The organism is Pseudomonas sp. Marseille-Q1929, assembly GCF_017316265.1.
Taxonomy (GTDB): Bacteria; Pseudomonadota; Gammaproteobacteria; order Pseudomonadales; family Pseudomonadaceae; genus Aquipseudomonas.
In genome coordinates this window covers 45,096-63,705 of the sequence record NZ_JAFLWU010000006.1, presented here as the reverse complement: position 1 = coordinate 63,705, position 18,610 = coordinate 45,096, and the positions used below count along the sequence as shown (strand labels likewise).

Below are 18,610 nucleotides of genomic sequence, written 5' to 3'. Positions count from 1 at the left end.
TCACCGATACCGGTGACTCGAAACGACATCTACAGCTCAGCCCATCACGGAGATACCCATGGCCAGAAAAACCGCAAAGACTGCTCAAGAAATCCTGCTGGAGGATTTTCAAACCCTGGTCAGCGACACCGAGAAGCTGCTGGACGACACCAAGGTGCTGGCCGGCGACCAGGCTGACGAACTGCGCAGCAAGATTCACGACAGCCTGCTCAAGGCCCGCGAAACCCTGCAAGTGACCGAAGATTCCCTGCGCGAGCGCGGCCAGGCAGCGGTCACGGCCACCGAAGACTACGTGCAGGCCAACCCTTGGCAGTCGGTGGGCATTGCCGCCGGCGTGGGCTTTTTGATCGGCCTGCTGGCCACAAGGCGCTAATCATGTCTATCGGCGAAACCGGCTCGTCAACGGGCACTACTTCAAGACGTCTGGGCGCGGCCGTGCTGGGCTTGCTGCACAGCCACGTCGAACTGTTTGGCATCGAATTGCAGGAACAGAAGGCCCGCACCGTCAGCCTGCTGCTGTTTGCCGGCCTGGCGCTGGTGTTTGCGCTGCTGTTGCTGGTGGGGTTGTCGACGCTGGTGATGATCCTCGTGTGGGACACCGGCTACCGCCTCACCGGGATCATCTGCCTCTGCGTGTTCTACAGCCTGGCCGCAGCGTTCTGCGGAGTGCGCTTGAAAGCGGCGGTGTTCGATGAGTCCACGCCGTTCCACGCCACCCTCGAAGAGCTGGCCAATGACCGGGAGCGCCTGCTGCCATGAGCCTGACTGAAATCCCGCAGAACACCTCACGCCGGGAAATGCGCAAGGCATTGATCCGCCTGCGCATGGAAATGCACCGCCAGGAGATTCGCCACGAGTCCCAGCAACTGCTGGCACCGCTGACCAAAGTGCGCAACATGGGCCAGAACTGGCAGGACAACCTGGGCATCAAGCATGCGCCGCTGTGGGGCGTGGCCGCGGTGACGCTGCTCGGCTTCTTCACCGGCAAGGGCGCCAAGGGCGGCAGTATCAGCAGCCTGACGCGCCTGGTACGGCTGGGGGCCGGGTTGATCCCGTTGATCAAGTTGGCCATGCAGGGCGCTTCGCGCAAAGGTTGAGCCACGCTGGCTGCATTCTTGCAAACAGAAGCGGCCCGGCTCTCGTGTTCGAGAGCCGGGTCTTTTTTCGCCAACTATTCAAGGAGGCCCTGTGATCGACGGGCAACCGCTCGCCTGCTTCCAGCCGTTTATCGACACCGCCACCGGGCGCATTGCCGGCGTCGAAGCCCTGGGTCGCTTGCGTCAACCTGACGGCCGCCTGCTCTCCGTGGGCCCGCTGTTTGCCGACCCGCGCACACCTGGCGCGACCTTGCGCCGCCTCGATCGGCAAATCCGCGACAACGCATTGAGCCGCCTGCATGAGGTGCCCGCAGACTGGTTCCTCAGCCTGAATATCTCGCCGCGCTGGATCAACCGCCTGCGCCCCGGCCAAGCGCTGCCCAGCCTGAAGCAGGTGCACGCCCAGGGTGTCGATCCGCGGCGGATTGTGTTCGAGATCACCGAATTGGGCGGCAATATCCAACGCCTGGCTGACGTGGTGGCGCACTATCGCGAAGCCGGCGCGCGGATTGCCATCGATGATTTCGGCGCCGGCTATTCCCAGCTCGACCGGGTGCTGGCCCTGCAACCGGATATCCTCAAGCTCGACATGCGCCTGTTCCAGGACGCCGCACGGGGCGGGCCGAGCAGTGAAGTGGTGCGGGCGCTTGCGCAAATGGCCGAGAAAACCGGCTGCTGGATCATTGCCGAAGGCGTGGAGACCGAAGCGCAGTTGAGCTTTGCACTGGAATGCGGTGCGCGCTATGTGCAGGGTTATCTGTTCGCCCAGGCGCAGCTGGATTGGTTTGCCGCCGATGCCTTCGTGCCTCGTTTTGCGCAACTGCGTACGCAGTACGTGCAGCAAAAACTCGCCGAACGTGGGCGCATCATGCAATTGCGCCAGCAGTTGGCCGAACTGATGAAAATCCTCCAGGCCTGGGCCCAGGGCCAGGCGCCGCTGAGCCAACTGCCGCAACTGCCGGACTTCCCTTGGCTGTTGCGCTTCTACCAGTGCGACCGCCATGGCACCCAACTAACCCCCAACTTCGAGTGGCGGCACGATGCCTGGCAGTCCGACAGCCGCTACCTGGGCCACAACTGGTCGTGGCGCCCGTATTTCTATCACTTGCTCGCGGAAGGCTGGGAGGAACGCCGGCTGAACCTGTCCTCGACCTACCGCGACGCCACCACCAACCAATACTGCCTGACCGCCGGACAATTCTTCGATAACGGTCAGCGCTTGCTGTTAATCGATATCGACGCGGCCGGCCTGTAGATTTTCGCTTGCCCCGCCAAGGCGGAACCGGGAAGCTGGGGGGGTCATTCACCGAACGGAGAGTCCCCGCCTTGGATTGGCCCACCCTGCTGACCCGCGAACGTCTTGGAAAACCCCTGCACAGCCCGGAAGAACTGGGGCGCAGCCCGTTTCACAAGGATCACGACCGCATCATTTTCTCCGGCGCGTTTCGCCGCCTGGGCCGCAAGACCCAAGTGCACCCTGTGTCGAGCAACGATCACATCCATACGCGGCTGACCCACTCGCTGGAAGTCAGCTGCGTCGGCCGTTCCCTGGGCATGCGCGTCGGCGAAACCCTGCGCAGCGCCCTGCCCGACTGGTGCGACCCGAGCGACCTGGGCATGGTGGTGCAATCGGCCTGCCTGGCCCACGACATTGGCAACCCACCGTTCGGGCACTCCGGCGAAGACGCCATCCGCCACTGGTTCCAGCAAGCGGCCGGGCGCGGCTGGCTGGACGACATGAGCAGCGCCGAGCGCAATGACTTCCTCAACTTCGAGGGCAATGCCCAGGGCTTCCGGGTGCTGACCCAGTTGGAATACCACCAGTTCGACGGTGGTACACGGCTGACCTATGCGACCCTGGGCACCTACCTCAAATACCCTTGGACCGCGCGCCACGCGGACGCACTGGGCTACAAGAAACACAAGTTCGGTTGCTACCAGAGCGAGCTGTACTTAGGCTTTGCAGCCAAAAATGACATTTTTTGAAAAGCAACAGCCAAAAAGTTATAAGTGCAACTATTTGGCAATACTAGGAAGACTTAGCTTTCAAAAAAAGAATAAGAAGGTTTTTGCTAGAGCTTCACTTTACCACCGATCCCGTGACCCAAACCACCTAGATTAGCTCCCCACCCATACCATTAAACTATCGAGCCAAATGCTTTGCATAGTTACACCACTCTTTGAACAGCCCGTTCGATCTGGACAGAGATTTGCGGTTGATCACCAGCAAAACAAAGACACTGGCCATCGCTACCTATGACTCGCCTGCTCTACGCCTCTGGTGCAGCTGCGACACCCGATCCTTTTTACTAGCGAACGATAAAAAGAATGAAAGCTCTAAAGCCGCTTGATCAGGGTTTGGAAATTTGATAAATTTCTGACCACTAAAAATAATGGCATTGTGCCAATAGTCTTCTTAAAATTTTGAGATTAGACAGTAAAGCGTAATGAAAAAAAGAAAAGGAATGAATTAAAATTTTAATACATTCACTTTTTATTGCTAGCATGCTAAGGAATAGCTATGAATAGAAAGCCCGCGTTTATTTGCACTCCAGTCATTGTGAGGGATAAGACCGTCACTTCTCACACCACCGGCTCTGTGACAACAAGCACACAAGGTAGAAATGTTTCTGTCAGAAACAGTATAGGTACAAGTGTAAAACTTGAAGCACTACTAGAATTTCCCGACGGAGCCTTACTGCCAGCGATCCTAATTGACGAGAGTTTACACGCCCCAGTTGGCAAAAAAATTCTAATGGCTTTTAAAAGTGGTGAACCAGTCGCCTATCAAGTGACTCCGAACGGGGAGGTTTACGCACTCGGGTATATTACCGAAAAAGAGACTTTTACTTTTCAAGACTTTACAATGTTTACGTTGCCGGGAGTTGGAACATTTTTTAGCCTAGTTTCACTTGCAGTTACGCAAACTTATTATGAGCACGGGGAATTTAAAACCTATAATGGCAACAAAATTGTTGTCGCTGCCGGAATCGCAGTTACTGCCCTTGGTGTATACATTGCCAAAGGATGGTTTGGCTATATAGTGGGAACAGCACTTACTGGAATTGGGTTTTCCATCTCTGCCATTATCGGGAACTCCAAAGCTAACGCGGGACGCAAGTTGATGCTTGGCGAAATAAAAAATGAATTTGACAAACTAAAAGCTGACTTGTAATACATAAGGCCACGTAAGTGGCCTTTTCGATGAAGCCTTTTTCGATGAAAAACACATTTTCAACACACAATAAAACAGCTACTAATTATTAAACATCAAGCTCAACGCTCCCCACCCATACCACTGAATTGTCGAGCTAAGTGCATGGCATAGTTATCTGTCATACCGCTCACGTAATCCAGAACCTGCATGATTGCACCATACTCCTTTGAAACTGAGCCACTGGCGTCTAAATTTTTCAAGTCCAGTCCAAGAAGCTCAACCACCCTTCTAGTCTTCGAATCAGCCACACCGCCCTTTCTGACATATTCTAAAGCTGCAGAGCAGCTAACGTTAAGTAGTGTAGAAATAGTGCTATAAGCTCCTATCTCCAACTCAACCTTTCTTGGATGTTGGAAAATCTCATCACGAGCAAGACCTTTGGCGGCTGTTACACATTCACGCACGCTCTTATCACAAAGGTCCAAGATACCCAACACCTTGCCTGTCATGATTCCATTATGATTATTCATGAAGGCCGTCGCTCCAGCATCTACGAACGCAGAAATAACTTTTCCACGAACCATAGAGAGCCTGCGGCCAACCTTCATGCCTTGAATTTCTTTGACTATCTGATTCTTCTGGTGGTCGCTAAGAACAAGGCATAAAATCTCAAAGACCTTATCCCAGTCAAGTATACCCATTTCTACACCATCTTCTAAATCAAGAATGGCGTAGCAGAAGTCATCAGAGACTTCCATCAAATTAGCCAGTGGATGGCGACATCGCCAACCATCACCCAGCTTTAACAAACCAGTAGCATTAGCCACTTCATCAAACAAACCCAACTCAGAGCAGTAAATACCGTATTTATTCTGAATCGGCCTTTGCATGTTAAGAGCATCCCCTGCCAGCCAAGGATACTTAATAAAAGCTCCAAGTGACGCATAGGTTAGACGCATCCCCCCTTCATAGGGATGATACTCTGAGGTAGTTAAAACCCTAAACCCTTGGGCATTACCTTCAAACCTACGCAAGTCAGCAGCTTCATTGAATGGAAGCCGCTCAATTATCTTTGCCCCGACATCATTGGAGAACCAGTGACGTATAGCCTCTTCACCTGTGTGCCCAAAGGGAGGGTTGCCAATGTCATGAGCAAGACAAGCAGTTTGGACAATATCACCAATATCAGAAGCCGAATGTTGTTCAGGGATAAGCCTTTCATTCAGAAGCTCTTGGCCTACTCTCACACCTAGTGTGCGTCCAACACAGGCAACTTCTAAGCTATGCGTGAGACGATTATGAACATGGTCATTAGTGGCGAGCGGATGTACCTGAGTCTTTCTTGCAAGGCGTCTGAAAGCACCAGAAAAAATCACCTTGTCATGGTCTGAGTGAAAAGGCGAACGGCCTAACTCAGATTTAGGAGGCCGACCTCCAAGACGAGTGTTATTCAGCAGTTTGTCCCAACTCATGCTTTCCATGCATGCCTCCCAAACAATCTAGTTAATATACAAGATAGCTGATCTACACAATAACTTCAAAACATATCCGAAAATACATGACTTCAAGCCAGAAACTAAAATCTTATTTTCACCCTTCCAACCTATTTACGACTATATTTATAAGATACTTTACGGACACGCAAAGAAACACTTAAAGCCTGAGCCACATCGACAAACTTTAGATTCCGAAGTGGTTAGTAAAACTACGATAAGACTTTCTTAACTCATCCATATCGTTAGGTGTAGGTGAAAAAGTCGCGAAAAGAGCTGAATAGATTTTTTTATCTTTCCTGAGGTCACCAGTCCAGATTCCTTTGGGAATCGAACGCGTAACAATACAATCAAATATCTGATCATTGAATTCGAGAACTAAATTCTGGCAGATATTAAATACGTTATTGACTGAATCGAGCGTTGGCGATATGGGCTTCTCTAAATAAATAGAAAACTTATCAAGCCCTAACTCGATGGCGTTTTTTGAACCTAAAAGTCCTGAGCGATGAGCTATACAGTGCCTGAGATGACAAACTTTTTCAAACTCATCAAGAGCAGTATCCAGAGCAGGAACCTGCTGAGGGTTAATTGGTAGCCCTAGAAAGTTTTTTACATTTTTTAATATTGTTTCTTTACTCACGAATGTGCTGTCTTCAAGTAACGCCTCTGGCAATAAATGAGAGAGATGGAAAAGAACAGCCCCGTAAGAGACCTTATTTCTGTAGCTGTGTGCTCTAGAGTCCTCATCAGATATGAGAACTCGTCTAATTATTGCTCGGAAATATGATTCAACGCCTGATACAATTCCAATAATCGCAAGGTTTGCTTTGATTCTCCATTCTTCAGAGTCATCTTCTTTGCCAAGAATTTTTGTTAAAATTTCACGCTGACTAATAAAGCGTTCAATCGGCGATGAGTCTATTAGCTCGACATCTCTAAAATAAATCGTTGAGTCAAACTTGGATGAGGTCCTTGGACCAGACACGAGGCTCTTGTACGGCGTTTGCTTGGCTTTCATACTAGAAACTCATTAACCCATTGATTAATTCTTCTATATATATCTTCCGCCCTAGCAGCTTTGACCCTGTGTGCTTTTTGAAGCTCATTAGCGGGATCTTGACTCCGAATAACATCCTCGACGGTTTTGAAGCTAGTAAATGTGTCAATCGCTTTAATTTGAAATTTCGTCAAAGGAAGTTCATTAAGTGGTTTTGCCATGCATTCTTTAAATGTCGAGTGATCGATTAAAGGCTTGCCACACTCATGGCAGAACTTCTGCTTTTCAGTCATGCGTTCCGCTTGACAGTTATGACAAGGTGGGAGATTGAGGTTTAGCATAGATAATTTGTCTTTAGCTATGATTGCCTCAAACGACGGCCTCGACGGATGCTTTGCGGATTTTCTTTTCAGTATCTCTAGCAGTTCAGACGATTTAAACCCTCTGCTTTTAGTGAGCACTCTGCCTTCAAGTAAAAGAACAATGTGTGGGATGAAACGCCTTAATTTTCTTCCCGGACCATGTGAAATATCGTCAGTTTCGTAGAGCAAACCAGCTTCGATTAAAAACCTAATCATCCTCTCCGCTTTCGGTGGGATACCGGTTACGCCGACGGCGATAACCTTTTCGAAAGTGTTTTCATCCCTATCGATTCGCTCATGATTGAATTTCTTTAAATTGGCAACCGTGTTATTTAAAAACTCACTCCCCAGTCCGATCATGCCCTGATATTGTTTGAGCTTATCGCCAATAGACAAATACTCTGCCAACATGTATTTTTTTCTGTCAGAAATTACTTTATTAAACTTCGACTGCGTACTAGTTGTTTTTAATTGTTGATACTCCCTCACCATCATAATATAGGCTCTTGGAATGCCAAATGCCGCATACTTAAATAGCGTAAGGATTTCTTGAGGAATAGTTATATCGGATTCAAATCTGTTTTCAGTTAACGAACTCATGAACTCAATATATTTGGGATTCTCAACATTGAGCCAAACGTGAATAGGCTCAGCGTCATGACCTAGGTGAAAGCGTGGGCCGTACTGAGTCGTTCCCGGATAAACAGAAGCCTTCGGCGAAATATGGGCTGTTTTTAAACTTCTGAAAATTTCAAAAAACTCAACCATGTATTCCGGCGTCAGCGTAAGTGCCGCATCATCTAGCAATAAAACTGCACGCTTTCTTCCGGCTACTTGAATTGCATCTTCTATATAGCCTTGAGTTTTTTCTACTGATATGATTTGTACAATAGCGTCATGAGTTGAGTTATATTGCTGTTTTTCAACCGCCTCGATAAAATCCTGAAGGTTTTTAGGTTCTAGTTCGGCCTGCTCTGGAGTTATGTTATAGGTTTTTAGACAATCCAGAAGGATTTTGCTAAGCACCCAAGCGTGAAATACCCCAATCGCGTTGGATGTTTCATTAAGATAAGTTTCTAAGCGAAGGTAATGATTGAAAGAGACATATATGGGCAAAGGCTTAGCCTTGTCTTCTTTGCAACTAATGTAGGCAAGTCTCATGTGGTGAGTTTTACCTGTGCCCCGTGGGCCAATAAGCAGCTTCGCACCTACTTGGAATAATTTTTTTTGTATTTCATCAAAATACTGCCCCTTGGCTGTCTTGTCCTTAATATAGCTATCAGGGAGATAGTCTGCTCTTTCTTCGAACTCATGAGACTCAAGCTCTTTAAAGTCCAACTCTTCTTGCGTACTTTTCATTACCTGTTTCCTTTACAGGGCCGCTATTTTTTGGTATTTTGTAGCGTCAATTTATGAGGTTTTTTTGGTGTCATTGGAGCAATATTACACTGAAGAGGGGATTGGGGAAAGATTGGCCTCAATGTTACCTGCTATGACGCCACGGCAATGTATAGAGCTTAGTGCAGGCGAAGGGGCTCTTTTGCTTCCTATAATCCGGAAGTGGCCAAAAATAAAAATAACCACATGCGAACTTGATCCGCTAAACGTGTCGAAATTGAAATCAAGCTTTAAAGGAAAGCATTATAATATTGATGTCCTTTCCGAGTCCTTCGAAAGTATATTTCTGGGCAAGCTTTCTAGTTTCGATTTTGCTGTTAGCAATCCTCCTTTTTCATGGAGGAAAGTTTCTGATTATGATATTTCCATCCTAGAAGCGTTTGGGCTGCGTGATGTGTTCAGCGGTTTACGCATCAGAAGCGAAGTACTCTTCGTTTTGCAGTATCTGAGATTGATGGCTGACTCAGCCTGTGTGGCTTTCATTCTTCCAGAGTTGATTGTTTGTTCGGCTGCTTTTATAAAATTTCGTTCTAGATTATTAAAGTTTTGTAGTGTGGTTGCTGTAGCCGAAATTGGCAGCGGTGCCTTCAAAGGAACCGAGGCTAAAACTTACATAGTTATACTGAAGAAGGGTGAGTCAGATGAAAGCTTCACTTTTATAGATACTTCTGGAGCATCGGTAGCAAAACAGCAGTCCGACTTTAACCTTGGTTTGAAAGAGTTAAATGCTGGATGCCAACCCTATTCGGACTCAGATGGCTTCTCGATAAAAAGAGGACAACTTTCGGGCAAGGAATGTAGATCACTAGGTTTGCCTTTCTATCATACAAGCGGCTTTTCTAACAGTGCGATTGGCGTTGCCCCTATTCCTTTAAAGCCGACTATGATTATAGGCAAGAAACTCTTAATAGCGACCAAGGGTGATATTTTAATTAGCCGCGTAGGTAGTAGGGTTGTTGGGCGAGCCGTTACTGTCGAAGAGGGTGAGTACTTAGTATCTGATTGTGTTTTTAGAGTGCGTCTACCGCCGTCTATTAGCTCCAACGTTTTTTTGAAATATTGGATTGAGAGCTGTTTGCCTAGGGTTGTGTCGCAGGCCAGAGGAACTTGTGCTAAGTATATTACTGTTCAAGACTTAACCGTATATCTGAGAGAGTTTTTGCGAATTTCTGACGAAAATTTTGCATCAGCTATCCGATAATATTTTTATTCTTTTTTTCACAATACTGTTAACTCTCTTCATTGGAGTTTCAGTCGTCTAACATTTGATAACTACGGTTGCGAGCGTTTGCTCCCTAATCGGGAGCACGCTATCAACACATAGATAATAATATTCAATCACACTGTAACGCCAAGAGACTCCATTGCACACCAATTGGTATTCTCAATTCTTTGCAGTATAGTCATATGGTCAGGTTCTGAAGCGTATATTTTTTTTGCCGAATTCAGTTCGTAAAGAATTATGTCTGTGAGTCTATCCGCGTAGTCATGATCATTTAACTTCGCCATCTCGTCGTGACTTGAAAACAACTCTACTAACGCTATATAGCTTTCTTCTAGCAGCCTCTCCGTTACGACGAAATGAATTTGACTATCCTCATATAATTGATGAAGAAACGGAAGAGCTTCAATTGTATACCTAATTTCAATACCACCTTTTGCTCTATGGTAGTTGGTAATTGTGTCATACAGGGCATCACGTATAAGTGAGCTTTGTCCTTTGTGATGAATTTGTGGTAGTGCTTCATTTCCAGTGTAGAAAAGTATTGAATTAAGTACGTTTTCTATACGAATGAGTGTTTTCTCAATCGTGTAAATATTTAAACCTGCGTTCACACCAACGAAATAGATATCGCCTTCCCGATGTTGTCCAGAATAGCTTATACCGAGACACCCTTGTATATGCACAATTTTTTGAATCAAGGTTAAGTGCTTCTCCTTGTCGCTATAATTCTCCAACAGTAATCCGATTGATCGGTAAATTGCTACGCAGTCAGTCAGATCGTAAGCTTTTGCATCTTTGGGATCGAGGAGATCAACCCGGTACTCACAATGGCTTGGGCTATTTTTGGGGAACACTGCGTTATAGACACGCTCAGGATTAGGGAATCCAATCTCCCCTCGAAAATATGTTGCTTGCTCGTTTAGCCGTTCTATAAATAGTTTTCGGTGATTCAAATATTGCTCAAAAGCCAAAGCTTTCAGTTGTTTTTCTACGACCTCATCGTGTTTTTTCTCTTTAAGCAGGTTTTGCAAGTCGGTTTTTTCCTGTTTTTCGTCGTTCTTCACTTGTTGAAGATAAAGGAAAAGTAGAGTCCCGATAGTCGCGAACGAACTGAGTAACGTGAATGCCCCCGCCATCACGGATCCGAAGCTTCCCCAGTCTGTTGCTTGTCTTGATACTGGTCCAAGGTAATACCCATAAGCCCAGAGGACACCAATGGCAACCAGAACGCCGGTCCCTACCGCAATACCGATTCCCGCCAAAATCCAATTTGCTTTCATGACGACTCCTTTGGTGTTCCTCATTGTCGTTTAACGCAATGGGAACGCCAAGGGCGTGACTGATGGGGACGCATGCCTGCAAAGCCTCTCCACCACCAAGAAGCTCGCTACCTGACGGCAATTTTCTACGATTCCTTAGAAACGTTCCCTACCGCTAACGCTGGCATCACGATCTCTGGGCTTTTCAGAACAAGGCCTAAAACTACGATTTACTCATATAAATCAATTAGATAGCAACTTTACAGTTTGGTTGCTGAATTGCCCGTAGTGGGCTGCCGATCCTGGAACAAATCGCGCAAAAGCTCGGCCTGCCGCAGCTGGAGGAACAACGCTGGGCGCGCCATCCGCTGGTGTATTTGATGGAGGCTGCAGATGACATCTGCTACGCCTTGATCGACCTGGAGGACGGCCTGGAAATGGAGTTGCTGCAATACGCCGAGGTCGAAGCACTGCTGCTCAACCTGGTGGGCGATGACTTGCCGCAAACCTATCGACAGCTGGGCCCCGGCGACTCGCGTCGACGCAAACTGGCGATCCTGCGCGGCAAGGCCATCGAACACCTGACCAACGCTGCGGCACAGGCCTTCGTAGAACAGCAGGACGCCTTGCTCGCCGGCACCCTGCCCGGTGACTTGGTGGAACATATGCACGGCCCGGCCCAACGCTGCGTGCTGGATGCCAAGGACATGGCACGCAAGAAAATCTTCCAGGATAAGCGCAAGACCCTGCATGAAATCGGCGCCTACACCACCCTGGAAATCCTCCTGAACGCCTTTTGCGGTGCCGCGCTGGAACAGCATGGCGGCCGTACGCCGTCGTTCAAGAACCGGCGCATTCTCGACTTGCTCGGCAACAGCGCGCCAAACCCGGCCTGGCCGTTGCACGCTTCGTTCCTGCGCATGATCGATTTCATCGCCGGCATGACCGACAGCTACGCCACCGAAATGGCACGGGAGATGACTGGGCGCTCCAGCCCGCAATAACGTCGACAATCAAGCAGCCTGTTCCCTGAAAAGAATCGCCCTACGACGGGAACAGAGCGGCCTGATCGAATTCGCACAACCACTCAAAGAATAATCACGCGCGCTTCCGGCCGACCTTGAGAGCAATTCCTACGCTCCGCCCCATCGACGCTTGACTCAGTGTGTGCCCTTTTATGCCCCAACATTGCCTGCGTATTCTGCTGGTGGAGGATCATCCCTTCCAGCTCCTGGCAACCCAGTGCCTGCTCAAGAGCTTCGGCTTCGAGCAACTGACGCTGGCGGAAAATGCCGAACATGCGATTCGCCAGATGATCCGGTCCCGGACACCTTTCGACCTCATGCTCTGCGACCAGTGCCTGCCGGACCTGCCTGGGCTGGAACTGGTCGACATAGCCAGCCGTCGGGGCTTCATCAGCGCAGCCATCCTGCTCAGTGGCCTGTCCATGCTTGAACTGTCGAAGCTCTATGCCCAGGCACGGCAACGCGGCCTACCCTTGCTGGGCTACTTATCCAAGCCCTTGAATCGAGATGAACTTAGCGCACTGATAAATTCAACTTCTGACATACAGCCGTAAGACTTTAAACATTAACCCATACGAAAAGCACAGTACAAAGCCAATCTCGGAGCGTTATCCACGCCATTGCCGCCATACAACGATCGACACACGGACACACCCAAGCATTAAGTCCTGACAATTCGTAAGCAACTGCCTTTTTTGCTGTAGGAGTTTTCCTGTTTTGTATCCAGCACCACTGAGGCTCATGCTCACAACACACCATCTGAGCTAATGTGCCCGCTTTATTTGCACTTGCATGGAATGGGATTATGAACTCAGTTTTCATTATCGATGACCACCCTGTTATAAGGCTGGCGATTCGAATGCTGCTGGAACACGAAGGCTATAAAGTCGTCGGTGAAACAGATAACGGTTGTGATGCGATACAGATGGTCCGCGAATGCCTACCGGACCTGATCATTCTTGACATCAGTATTCCAAAACTTGATGGGCTCGAAGTGCTGTGCCGGTTCAACGCCATGAACACCCAGATGAAAACCCTCGTCCTGACCGCCCAGAGCCCCACGCTGTTCGCCACGCGCTGCATGCGTTCGGGTGCCGATGGCTACGTGTGCAAGGAGGGCGACCTGAGTGAACTGCTGAGTGCCATCCGCGCCGTATTGTCAGGCTACAACTACTTCCCTAGCCAGGCATTGAATGCCAGCGGCGTGGACACCAACTCCCAGGAACTTGAACTGTTCAAGTCAGTTAACGACAGGGAGTTAATGGTGTTGCAACTTTTTGCACAAGGCCGCACCAACAAAGAAATCGCCAAAGGGATGTTTTTAAGTAACAAAACAGTCAGCACCTACAAAAAGAGGCTCATGCAAAAACTGAAAGCCAAATCCTTGGTAGAACTTATCGAGTTGGCAAAACGAAACGCGCTAGTGTGAGAAAGCGGATGCCCAGGCGTATAAAGGATTATCTGATTGTATTGGGTGCAGGCCTGTGCTTGAGCACGGCCGTGTTTGCGGCTCAAACCGAACCGCAATATTTCACCCTGTTGAGCCGTGCGGGGTCCCTTCAACTGGATACTCAGCTGGACAAAGCCCAGCGCCAGTGGCTACAGAACAAACGCGAATTGGTGCTGGGCACCGCGCAACCGGACTACCCGCCCTTTGACCTTACGTCCAGCGGGCAAGACTACGAAGGGCTAACTGCCGACTATGCCGGGATTCTCGCCAAGGCACTGGCGATGCCGGTCAAGGTGTTGCGCTATCCCACCCGAGAGGCCGCCATTCAAGCACTCGATACAGGTGAAATCGACCTGCTCGGTTCCTCCAACGGCTTTGAGGCTGCAAACCCCCGGCTCACGCTTTCCACGCCGTATGCCGTAGACCAACCGGTATTGGTGACCCGTGAGCGCGAGACCCGCAGCCTCAGCGAGGGCCTGGCGGGGCTGCGCTTGAGCCTGGTTTATCACTACCTGCCACTGGACGAAGTGCAAAAGCTGTACCCCAAAGCAGTCATCCGTGCCTATCCCTCGTATCAGAATGCCTTGAACGCGGTGGCATTCGATCAGGCAGACGTGTTTCTCGGCGACACCATTTCTACCCACTACATGATCAACAAGGGCTACCTGAAGAATATCCGCATGGCCAACTTCGGCAAACACGAGGCCTACGGATTCAGCTTTGCCCTGCGCCAGGACCAGCAGATGCTCCTGGGTATCGTCAATTCGGTGCTCGCGACGGTACCCAGCAACGAACGGGACAGCATTGCCAAACGCTGGAGTGCAGGCAGCGACATCCTGCTGACCGACCAGAAGCTGCAACTGAACGACCGCGAGGAGCGCTGGCTGAGGGAACACCCGGTGGTCAAGGTGGTTGTAAACGAAACCTTCGCGCCGATGACGTTCTTTGACGCCGACGGCAATTTCCGTGGCATTGCTGCCGACCTGCTGGAGCTGATTCGCCTGCGTACCGGGATGCGTTTCGAGATCGTCCGCGTGCGGGGTATCAGCGCGATGATCGAACAGTTGGAGACTGGCAAGTCCGACATGATCAGCGCCATCGCGCCAAGCCCCGAGCGGGAAGCCCAGCTCAACTTCAGCCGGCCCTACCTGGAAAACTCCTATGTGATGTTGACGCGCAAAGAAGATCAGGCACCAGCCAGCCTGGAGGCAATGGACGGAAAACGCCTGGCATTGACCCAAGGCAGCCCGATTTCAAAGTTCCTGCGTGAAAACTTCCCGAGGATTCAACTGGTAGAGACGATCGACACGTTCAAATCCGCCGAACTACTGGTCCAGGGCCATGTGGATGGCGCGGTGAACACCTTGGTGGTTGCCAACTATTTCCTGTCCTCGCCGATGTTCCAGGACAGGATTCAGACCAGCTTCAGCATTGGCACGACGCCAGCCGCCTTTGCCCTGGCGACGTCACGCTCAGCGACCGAACTGAGTTCAATCCTGGACAAGGCCTTGCTGAGCATCGACCCGGATGAACTGGGGGTCATCAACAGTCGGTGGCGAGGCTACACCGCCGCCTCCGACAGTTACTGGCGCAACTACCACGACCTGATTGCCCAGATCATCCTCGGTACTGGGCTGTTACTGTTGATATCCCTGGCGTGGAACGCCTACATGCGCCGGCAGATCAAGCATCGCAAGATGGCCGAGCGCGCACTCAACGATCAGTTCGAGTTCATGCGGGCGCTGGTCAACGAAACCCCACACCCCATTTACGTGCGTGACCGCAAGGGGTTACTGCAAACCTGTAACGACAGCTATCTGCAAGTATTTGACGTCAAGCGCGAGGACGTGATCGGCAAAAGTGTCATGCAGATCAGCACGGCCCTCGACACTGAAGCCGCTCATTACCACGCCGACTACCAACGCGTCGTGGCGCAAGGCAATCCGCAAATTCTCGATCGTCCCCTGCATATCCGTGGCAAAAAACACACGATCTACCATTGGATCCTGCCTTACCGCGATTCCACTGGAGAGGTCCAAGGCATCATCGGTGGCTGGATCGACATCAGCGAACGGCGCCAGCTGTTCGATGAACTGCGCACCGCCAAGGAGCGTGCCGACGAGGCCAACCGTGCCAAAAGCACCTTTCTGGCAACCATGAGCCACGAAATCCGCACCCCGATGAACGCGGTGATCGGCATGCTGGAGCTGACGCTCAAGCGGGCTGACCAGGGCCATTTGGACCGCCCGGCGATTGAGGTGGCCTACAACTCGGCGAAGGACCTGCTGGAGTTGATCGGCGACATCCTCGACATCGCGCGCATCGAATCCGGTCGCCTGAGCCTGGCCCCCGAGCGCGTCAACCTGAAAGAGGTGATCGAGTCAGTGGTGCGCGTGTTCGACGGCCTGGCACGTCAGAAAACCCTCAGTTTGCTGCTTGAGTACACGCCTGATCTGGATGACAACGACGTACTGATCGATCCGTTGCGCTTCAAGCAGGTGCTGTCCAACCTGGTCAGTAATGCCATCAAGTTCACTGAGCGCGGCCAGGTGAAGATCCGCGTCGAGGTACTTGCCACCAACCTGCCACAGCAGGTCGAGATGAAACTGGTCGTGGAAGACACCGGCATTGGTATCAGCCGGGATGATCAACTACGCCTGTTCGAACCCTTCGCCCAGGCAGATAACTCAGGGCACCTGGCCCGCACTGGCGCGGGCCTGGGACTGGTCATCTGCCGCAGCCTGTGCGCGATGATGGGCGGGCAATTGAGCCTGAGCAGCGTACCCATGGTGGGCACCCAGGTGCATATCAACTTGAAAATGCCGCGCCTGCCACCGCTCAAGGAAGTGGATCAACTCAAGCCGGCGACACCCGCGTCTGCCTCGGTGCTTAACGTACTGGTGGTGGACGACCATCCCGCCAATCGCTTGCTGATGTGCCAGCAACTGGGCTACCTGGGGCACCAGTTCACGGCCGCCCAGCACGGTGCCGCGGGGTTCCAGGCCTGGCGCCAGGAACACTTCGACCTGGTGATCGCCGACTGCAACATGCCCATCATGAACGGCTACGAATTGAGCCGGTCTATCCGCGAGTACGAGCTGCGCGAGCAGCGACCGCCGTGCATTGTGCTGGGCTTTACCGCCAACGCCCAACCCGAAGAGAAACAGCGCTGCGCCGAAGCGGGCATGGATGACTGTCTGTTCAAACCCATCAGCCTCACGGCGTTGGAACGGCAACTCACACAAATCAGGCCGCAACCCTGCAACGTAAAACTGGACCTTGGTAGCCTGGACGCGCTGACGGGAGGTGACCCGCAACTCAGCCAGCGCCTGCTGGAGGAGCTGCTCAGCAGTAGTCGCCATGATCGGGAGGAACTGGTGGCGTTGTCGGTACGTCAGGCCCCGGCACAGGACATTATCGAGCAGGCCCACAAGATCAAAGGTGCCGCGCGTATCGTGCAGGCTCGCGATTTGGCCGGGCAATGTGAGGCGTTGGAGCAAGCCTGCGCCCGAGGGGAGCAGCAGCCGGCGATCGAAACAGGGGTCAAGGCCCTGGAAAAATGCATGCTTGAACTGGAGAGAATGCTGCAAACACAACTCAACGAGCTCAATCGTGCCTGACAGCCTTCCTCAGGGAGCGACATTGCTCGCTCCCTGAGGGATCGGATCAGCAGTCGGTCAAACGCAGGAAAATCGCCGCCAACTGCTCGATGCCCGCCTGATCTTGCGCGGTGAAGCGCGCCAGCGAAGGGCTGTCGAGATCGAGGACACCAACCAGCCGGCCATCCTTGACCAACGGGACCACCAGCTCGCTGTTGGAGGCGCTGTCACAGGCGATATGCCCTGGGAATGCATGCACGTCTTCCACCCGCTGGGTTTGCCGCGAGGCCGCCGCCGCACCGCACACGCCACGGCCAAACGGGATACGCACACAGGCGATCTGACCCTGGAACGGCCCGAGCACCAGTTCTTCATTGCGGTTGAGATAGAAGCCGGCCCAGTTCAGGTCGTCCAGCTGGTTGAACAGGAACGCGGAAAACTGCGCACTGTTGGCGATGAAGTCACGCTCGTCGGCGAGCAGCGATTGCAGTTGCGCACACAGCATGGCATAGCCATCAAGGCCGGTGCCGGCTTGTTGTAGATCGATCACGGTTGACGCTCCAGCAGTTTGAGGCCCACCCAGTAACGGGCGAATTGATACGCGCAACGGCCGTTGCGATTGCCGCGCCCGGTTGCCCAGCGCACAGCAAGGATGTCGAGGTTTTCATCGCGCTGCCACTGCAAGCCAGCCTTGCTCGCCAGCTCGCCGATCCAGTGCTCCACCACATCCAGGAAGTGTTCCTGGGTGAACGGGTAGAACGACAGCCACAGGCCAAAACGGTCAGACAAGGCAATCTTGTCTTCCACGGCTTCGCTTGGGTGCAGCTCACCGTCTACGCGCTTCCAGTTGTCGTTGTCGCTCTGGTTTTCCGGCACCAGGTGACGACGGTTCGATGTGGCGTACAGCAGCACGTTTTCCGGCGCCTGTTCGAGGGATCCATCGAGCACGCTCTTGAGCACGCGGTAGTCGCCCTCGCCCGCTTCGAACGACAGGTCATCACAAAACAGGATGAAGCGTTGCGGCAGCTTGAGCAGTTGCTCGACCACGCGTGGCAGGTCGGCCAGGTGGTCGCGTTCGATCTCGATCAAGCGCAGGCCGGCCTGCGCGTGCTGGGCCAGCAAGGCGCGCACCATGGACGACTTGCCGGTGCCACGTGAACCCCACAACAACGCATGGTTGGCGGGCAGGCCGTCGAGGAACTGCTGGGTATTGCGCGCCAGGGTTTCACGCTGCTTGTCGACGCCGATCAGGTCGGACAGGCGCATATCCAGACTCACGTCCAGTGGCAGCAAGAAACCGCTGCGGCCTTCACGCTGCCAACGGGCGGCCAGGCACTGGTTCCAATCGATGGCTTGGCGCGGCGCGGGTAACAAGGGTTCCAGGCGGGCGAGCACGGCATCGGCCCGCTCAAGAAAGGCATTCAATCGAGAATCCACGATTATTCCTCTGGCAAGTTCTTGCAAAAGATGGCGTATTGGCAGCCCCGCGGCAGAACACACGAGGCTGCGTAAAAACCGATTAATGCCGGGCAAGCCAGAGCCGGT

The 18,610-nt window shown here is 51.9% G+C and carries 15 protein-coding genes and 2 pseudogenes; 11 read left to right on the top strand and 6 right to left on the bottom strand.

Annotated elements, in window-relative coordinates; all coding sequences use genetic code 11:
* The first annotated feature begins 58 nt into the window (after positions 1–58).
* From J1G37_RS09835 to J1G37_RS09810, 6 genes and pseudogenes are all read left to right on the top strand, one after another.
* Positions 59–373, top strand: coding sequence for a YqjD family protein (locus tag J1G37_RS09835; RefSeq protein ID WP_124525362.1), 315 nt, complete (start codon positions 59–61; stop codon positions 371–373).
* A gap of 2 nt (positions 374–375) precedes the next feature.
* Positions 376–759 carry a phage holin family protein gene (locus tag J1G37_RS09830; protein ID WP_012723020.1) on the top strand — a complete coding sequence of 128 codons (384 nt, stop codon included), beginning with the start codon at positions 376–378 and terminating at the stop codon, positions 757–759.
* The gene (locus J1G37_RS09825; protein WP_017734387.1) at positions 756–1,097 is read left to right on the top strand and encodes a hypothetical protein; all 342 of its coding nucleotides are present in this window, start codon (positions 756–758) and stop codon (positions 1,095–1,097) included. Before J1G37_RS09830 ends, J1G37_RS09825 begins: the two co-directional genes overlap by 4 nt.
* 91 nt (positions 1,098–1,188) lie before the next feature.
* Positions 1,189–2,352 carry an EAL domain-containing protein gene (locus tag J1G37_RS09820; protein WP_207041422.1) on the top strand — a complete coding sequence of 388 codons (1,164 nt, stop codon included), beginning with the start codon at positions 1,189–1,191 and terminating at the stop codon, positions 2,350–2,352.
* A gap of 71 nt (positions 2,353–2,423) precedes the next feature.
* Positions 2,424–3,047: pseudogene (gene dgt, locus J1G37_RS09815) on the top strand (dGTP triphosphohydrolase); the annotation flags it as partial.
* A gap of 571 nt (positions 3,048–3,618) precedes the next feature.
* Complete coding sequence (locus J1G37_RS09810; protein WP_169906682.1) at positions 3,619–4,272, top strand: hypothetical protein; 654 nt, start codon at positions 3,619–3,621, stop codon at positions 4,270–4,272.
* Positions 4,273–4,373: 101 nt separating this feature from the next.
* On the opposite strand, the gene J1G37_RS09805 is transcribed toward J1G37_RS09810, so the two are convergent.
* The 3 genes from J1G37_RS09805 to J1G37_RS09795 form a co-directional block, all read right to left on the bottom strand.
* Positions 4,374–5,735 carry a deoxyguanosinetriphosphate triphosphohydrolase gene (locus J1G37_RS09805; RefSeq protein WP_242551510.1) on the bottom strand — a complete coding sequence of 454 codons (1,362 nt, stop codon included), beginning with the start codon at positions 5,733–5,735 and terminating at the stop codon, positions 4,374–4,376.
* A gap of 199 nt (positions 5,736–5,934) precedes the next feature.
* Entirely contained in the window at positions 5,935–6,768 is an 834-nt protein-coding gene (locus tag J1G37_RS09800; protein ID WP_207041420.1) for a hypothetical protein, read from the bottom strand.
* Positions 6,765–8,468 carry a zinc ribbon domain-containing protein gene (locus tag J1G37_RS09795; RefSeq protein ID WP_207041418.1) on the bottom strand — a complete coding sequence of 568 codons (1,704 nt, stop codon included), beginning with the start codon at positions 8,466–8,468 and terminating at the stop codon, positions 6,765–6,767. Before J1G37_RS09795 ends, J1G37_RS09800 begins: the two co-directional genes overlap by 4 nt.
* Before the next feature lie 67 nt (positions 8,469–8,535).
* Here J1G37_RS09795 and J1G37_RS09790 point away from each other — a divergent pair, with 67 nt between their 5' ends.
* Positions 8,536–9,708, top strand: coding sequence for an N-6 DNA methylase (locus J1G37_RS09790; RefSeq protein WP_207041416.1), 1,173 nt, complete (start codon positions 8,536–8,538; stop codon positions 9,706–9,708).
* A 137-nt stretch (positions 9,709–9,845) separates the two neighbouring features.
* Here the strand turns inward: J1G37_RS09790 and J1G37_RS09785 are convergent, their stop codons facing one another.
* Positions 9,846–11,012 (bottom strand): hypothetical protein, encoded by a 1,167-nt coding sequence (locus tag J1G37_RS09785; RefSeq protein WP_207041414.1) that lies wholly within the window; start codon positions 11,010–11,012, stop codon positions 9,846–9,848.
* 242 nt (positions 11,013–11,254) lie between these two features.
* On the opposite strand from J1G37_RS09785, the pseudogene J1G37_RS09780 reads away from it, so the two are divergent.
* The 4 genes and pseudogenes from J1G37_RS09780 to J1G37_RS09765 all read left to right on the top strand — a co-directional run.
* Positions 11,255–11,995: pseudogene (locus tag J1G37_RS09780) on the top strand (deoxyguanosinetriphosphate triphosphohydrolase); the annotation flags it as partial.
* 173 nt (positions 11,996–12,168) lie between these two features.
* Positions 12,169–12,570, top strand: coding sequence for a response regulator (locus J1G37_RS09775; RefSeq protein ID WP_207041413.1), 402 nt, complete (start codon positions 12,169–12,171; stop codon positions 12,568–12,570).
* 251 nt (positions 12,571–12,821) lie between these two features.
* Positions 12,822–13,445, top strand: coding sequence for a response regulator transcription factor (locus J1G37_RS09770; protein WP_124525368.1), 624 nt, complete (start codon positions 12,822–12,824; stop codon positions 13,443–13,445).
* Between the two features lie 8 nt (positions 13,446–13,453).
* Positions 13,454–17,086 carry a transporter substrate-binding domain-containing protein gene (locus J1G37_RS09765; RefSeq protein ID WP_207041411.1) on the top strand — a complete coding sequence of 1,211 codons (3,633 nt, stop codon included), beginning with the start codon at positions 13,454–13,456 and terminating at the stop codon, positions 17,084–17,086.
* 46 nt (positions 17,087–17,132) lie between these two features.
* Here J1G37_RS09765 and J1G37_RS09760 read toward each other — a convergent pair whose 3' ends face one another.
* Entirely contained in the window at positions 17,133–17,615 is a 483-nt protein-coding gene (locus tag J1G37_RS09760; protein ID WP_207041409.1) for a GAF domain-containing protein, read from the bottom strand.
* On the bottom strand, positions 17,612–18,502 hold the full coding sequence (locus tag J1G37_RS09755; RefSeq protein WP_207041407.1) for an ATP-binding protein: 891 nt from the start codon (positions 18,500–18,502) through the stop codon (positions 17,612–17,614). The genes J1G37_RS09760 and J1G37_RS09755 overlap by 4 nt, the downstream gene beginning before the upstream one ends.
* Positions 18,503–18,610 lie beyond the last annotated feature (108 nt).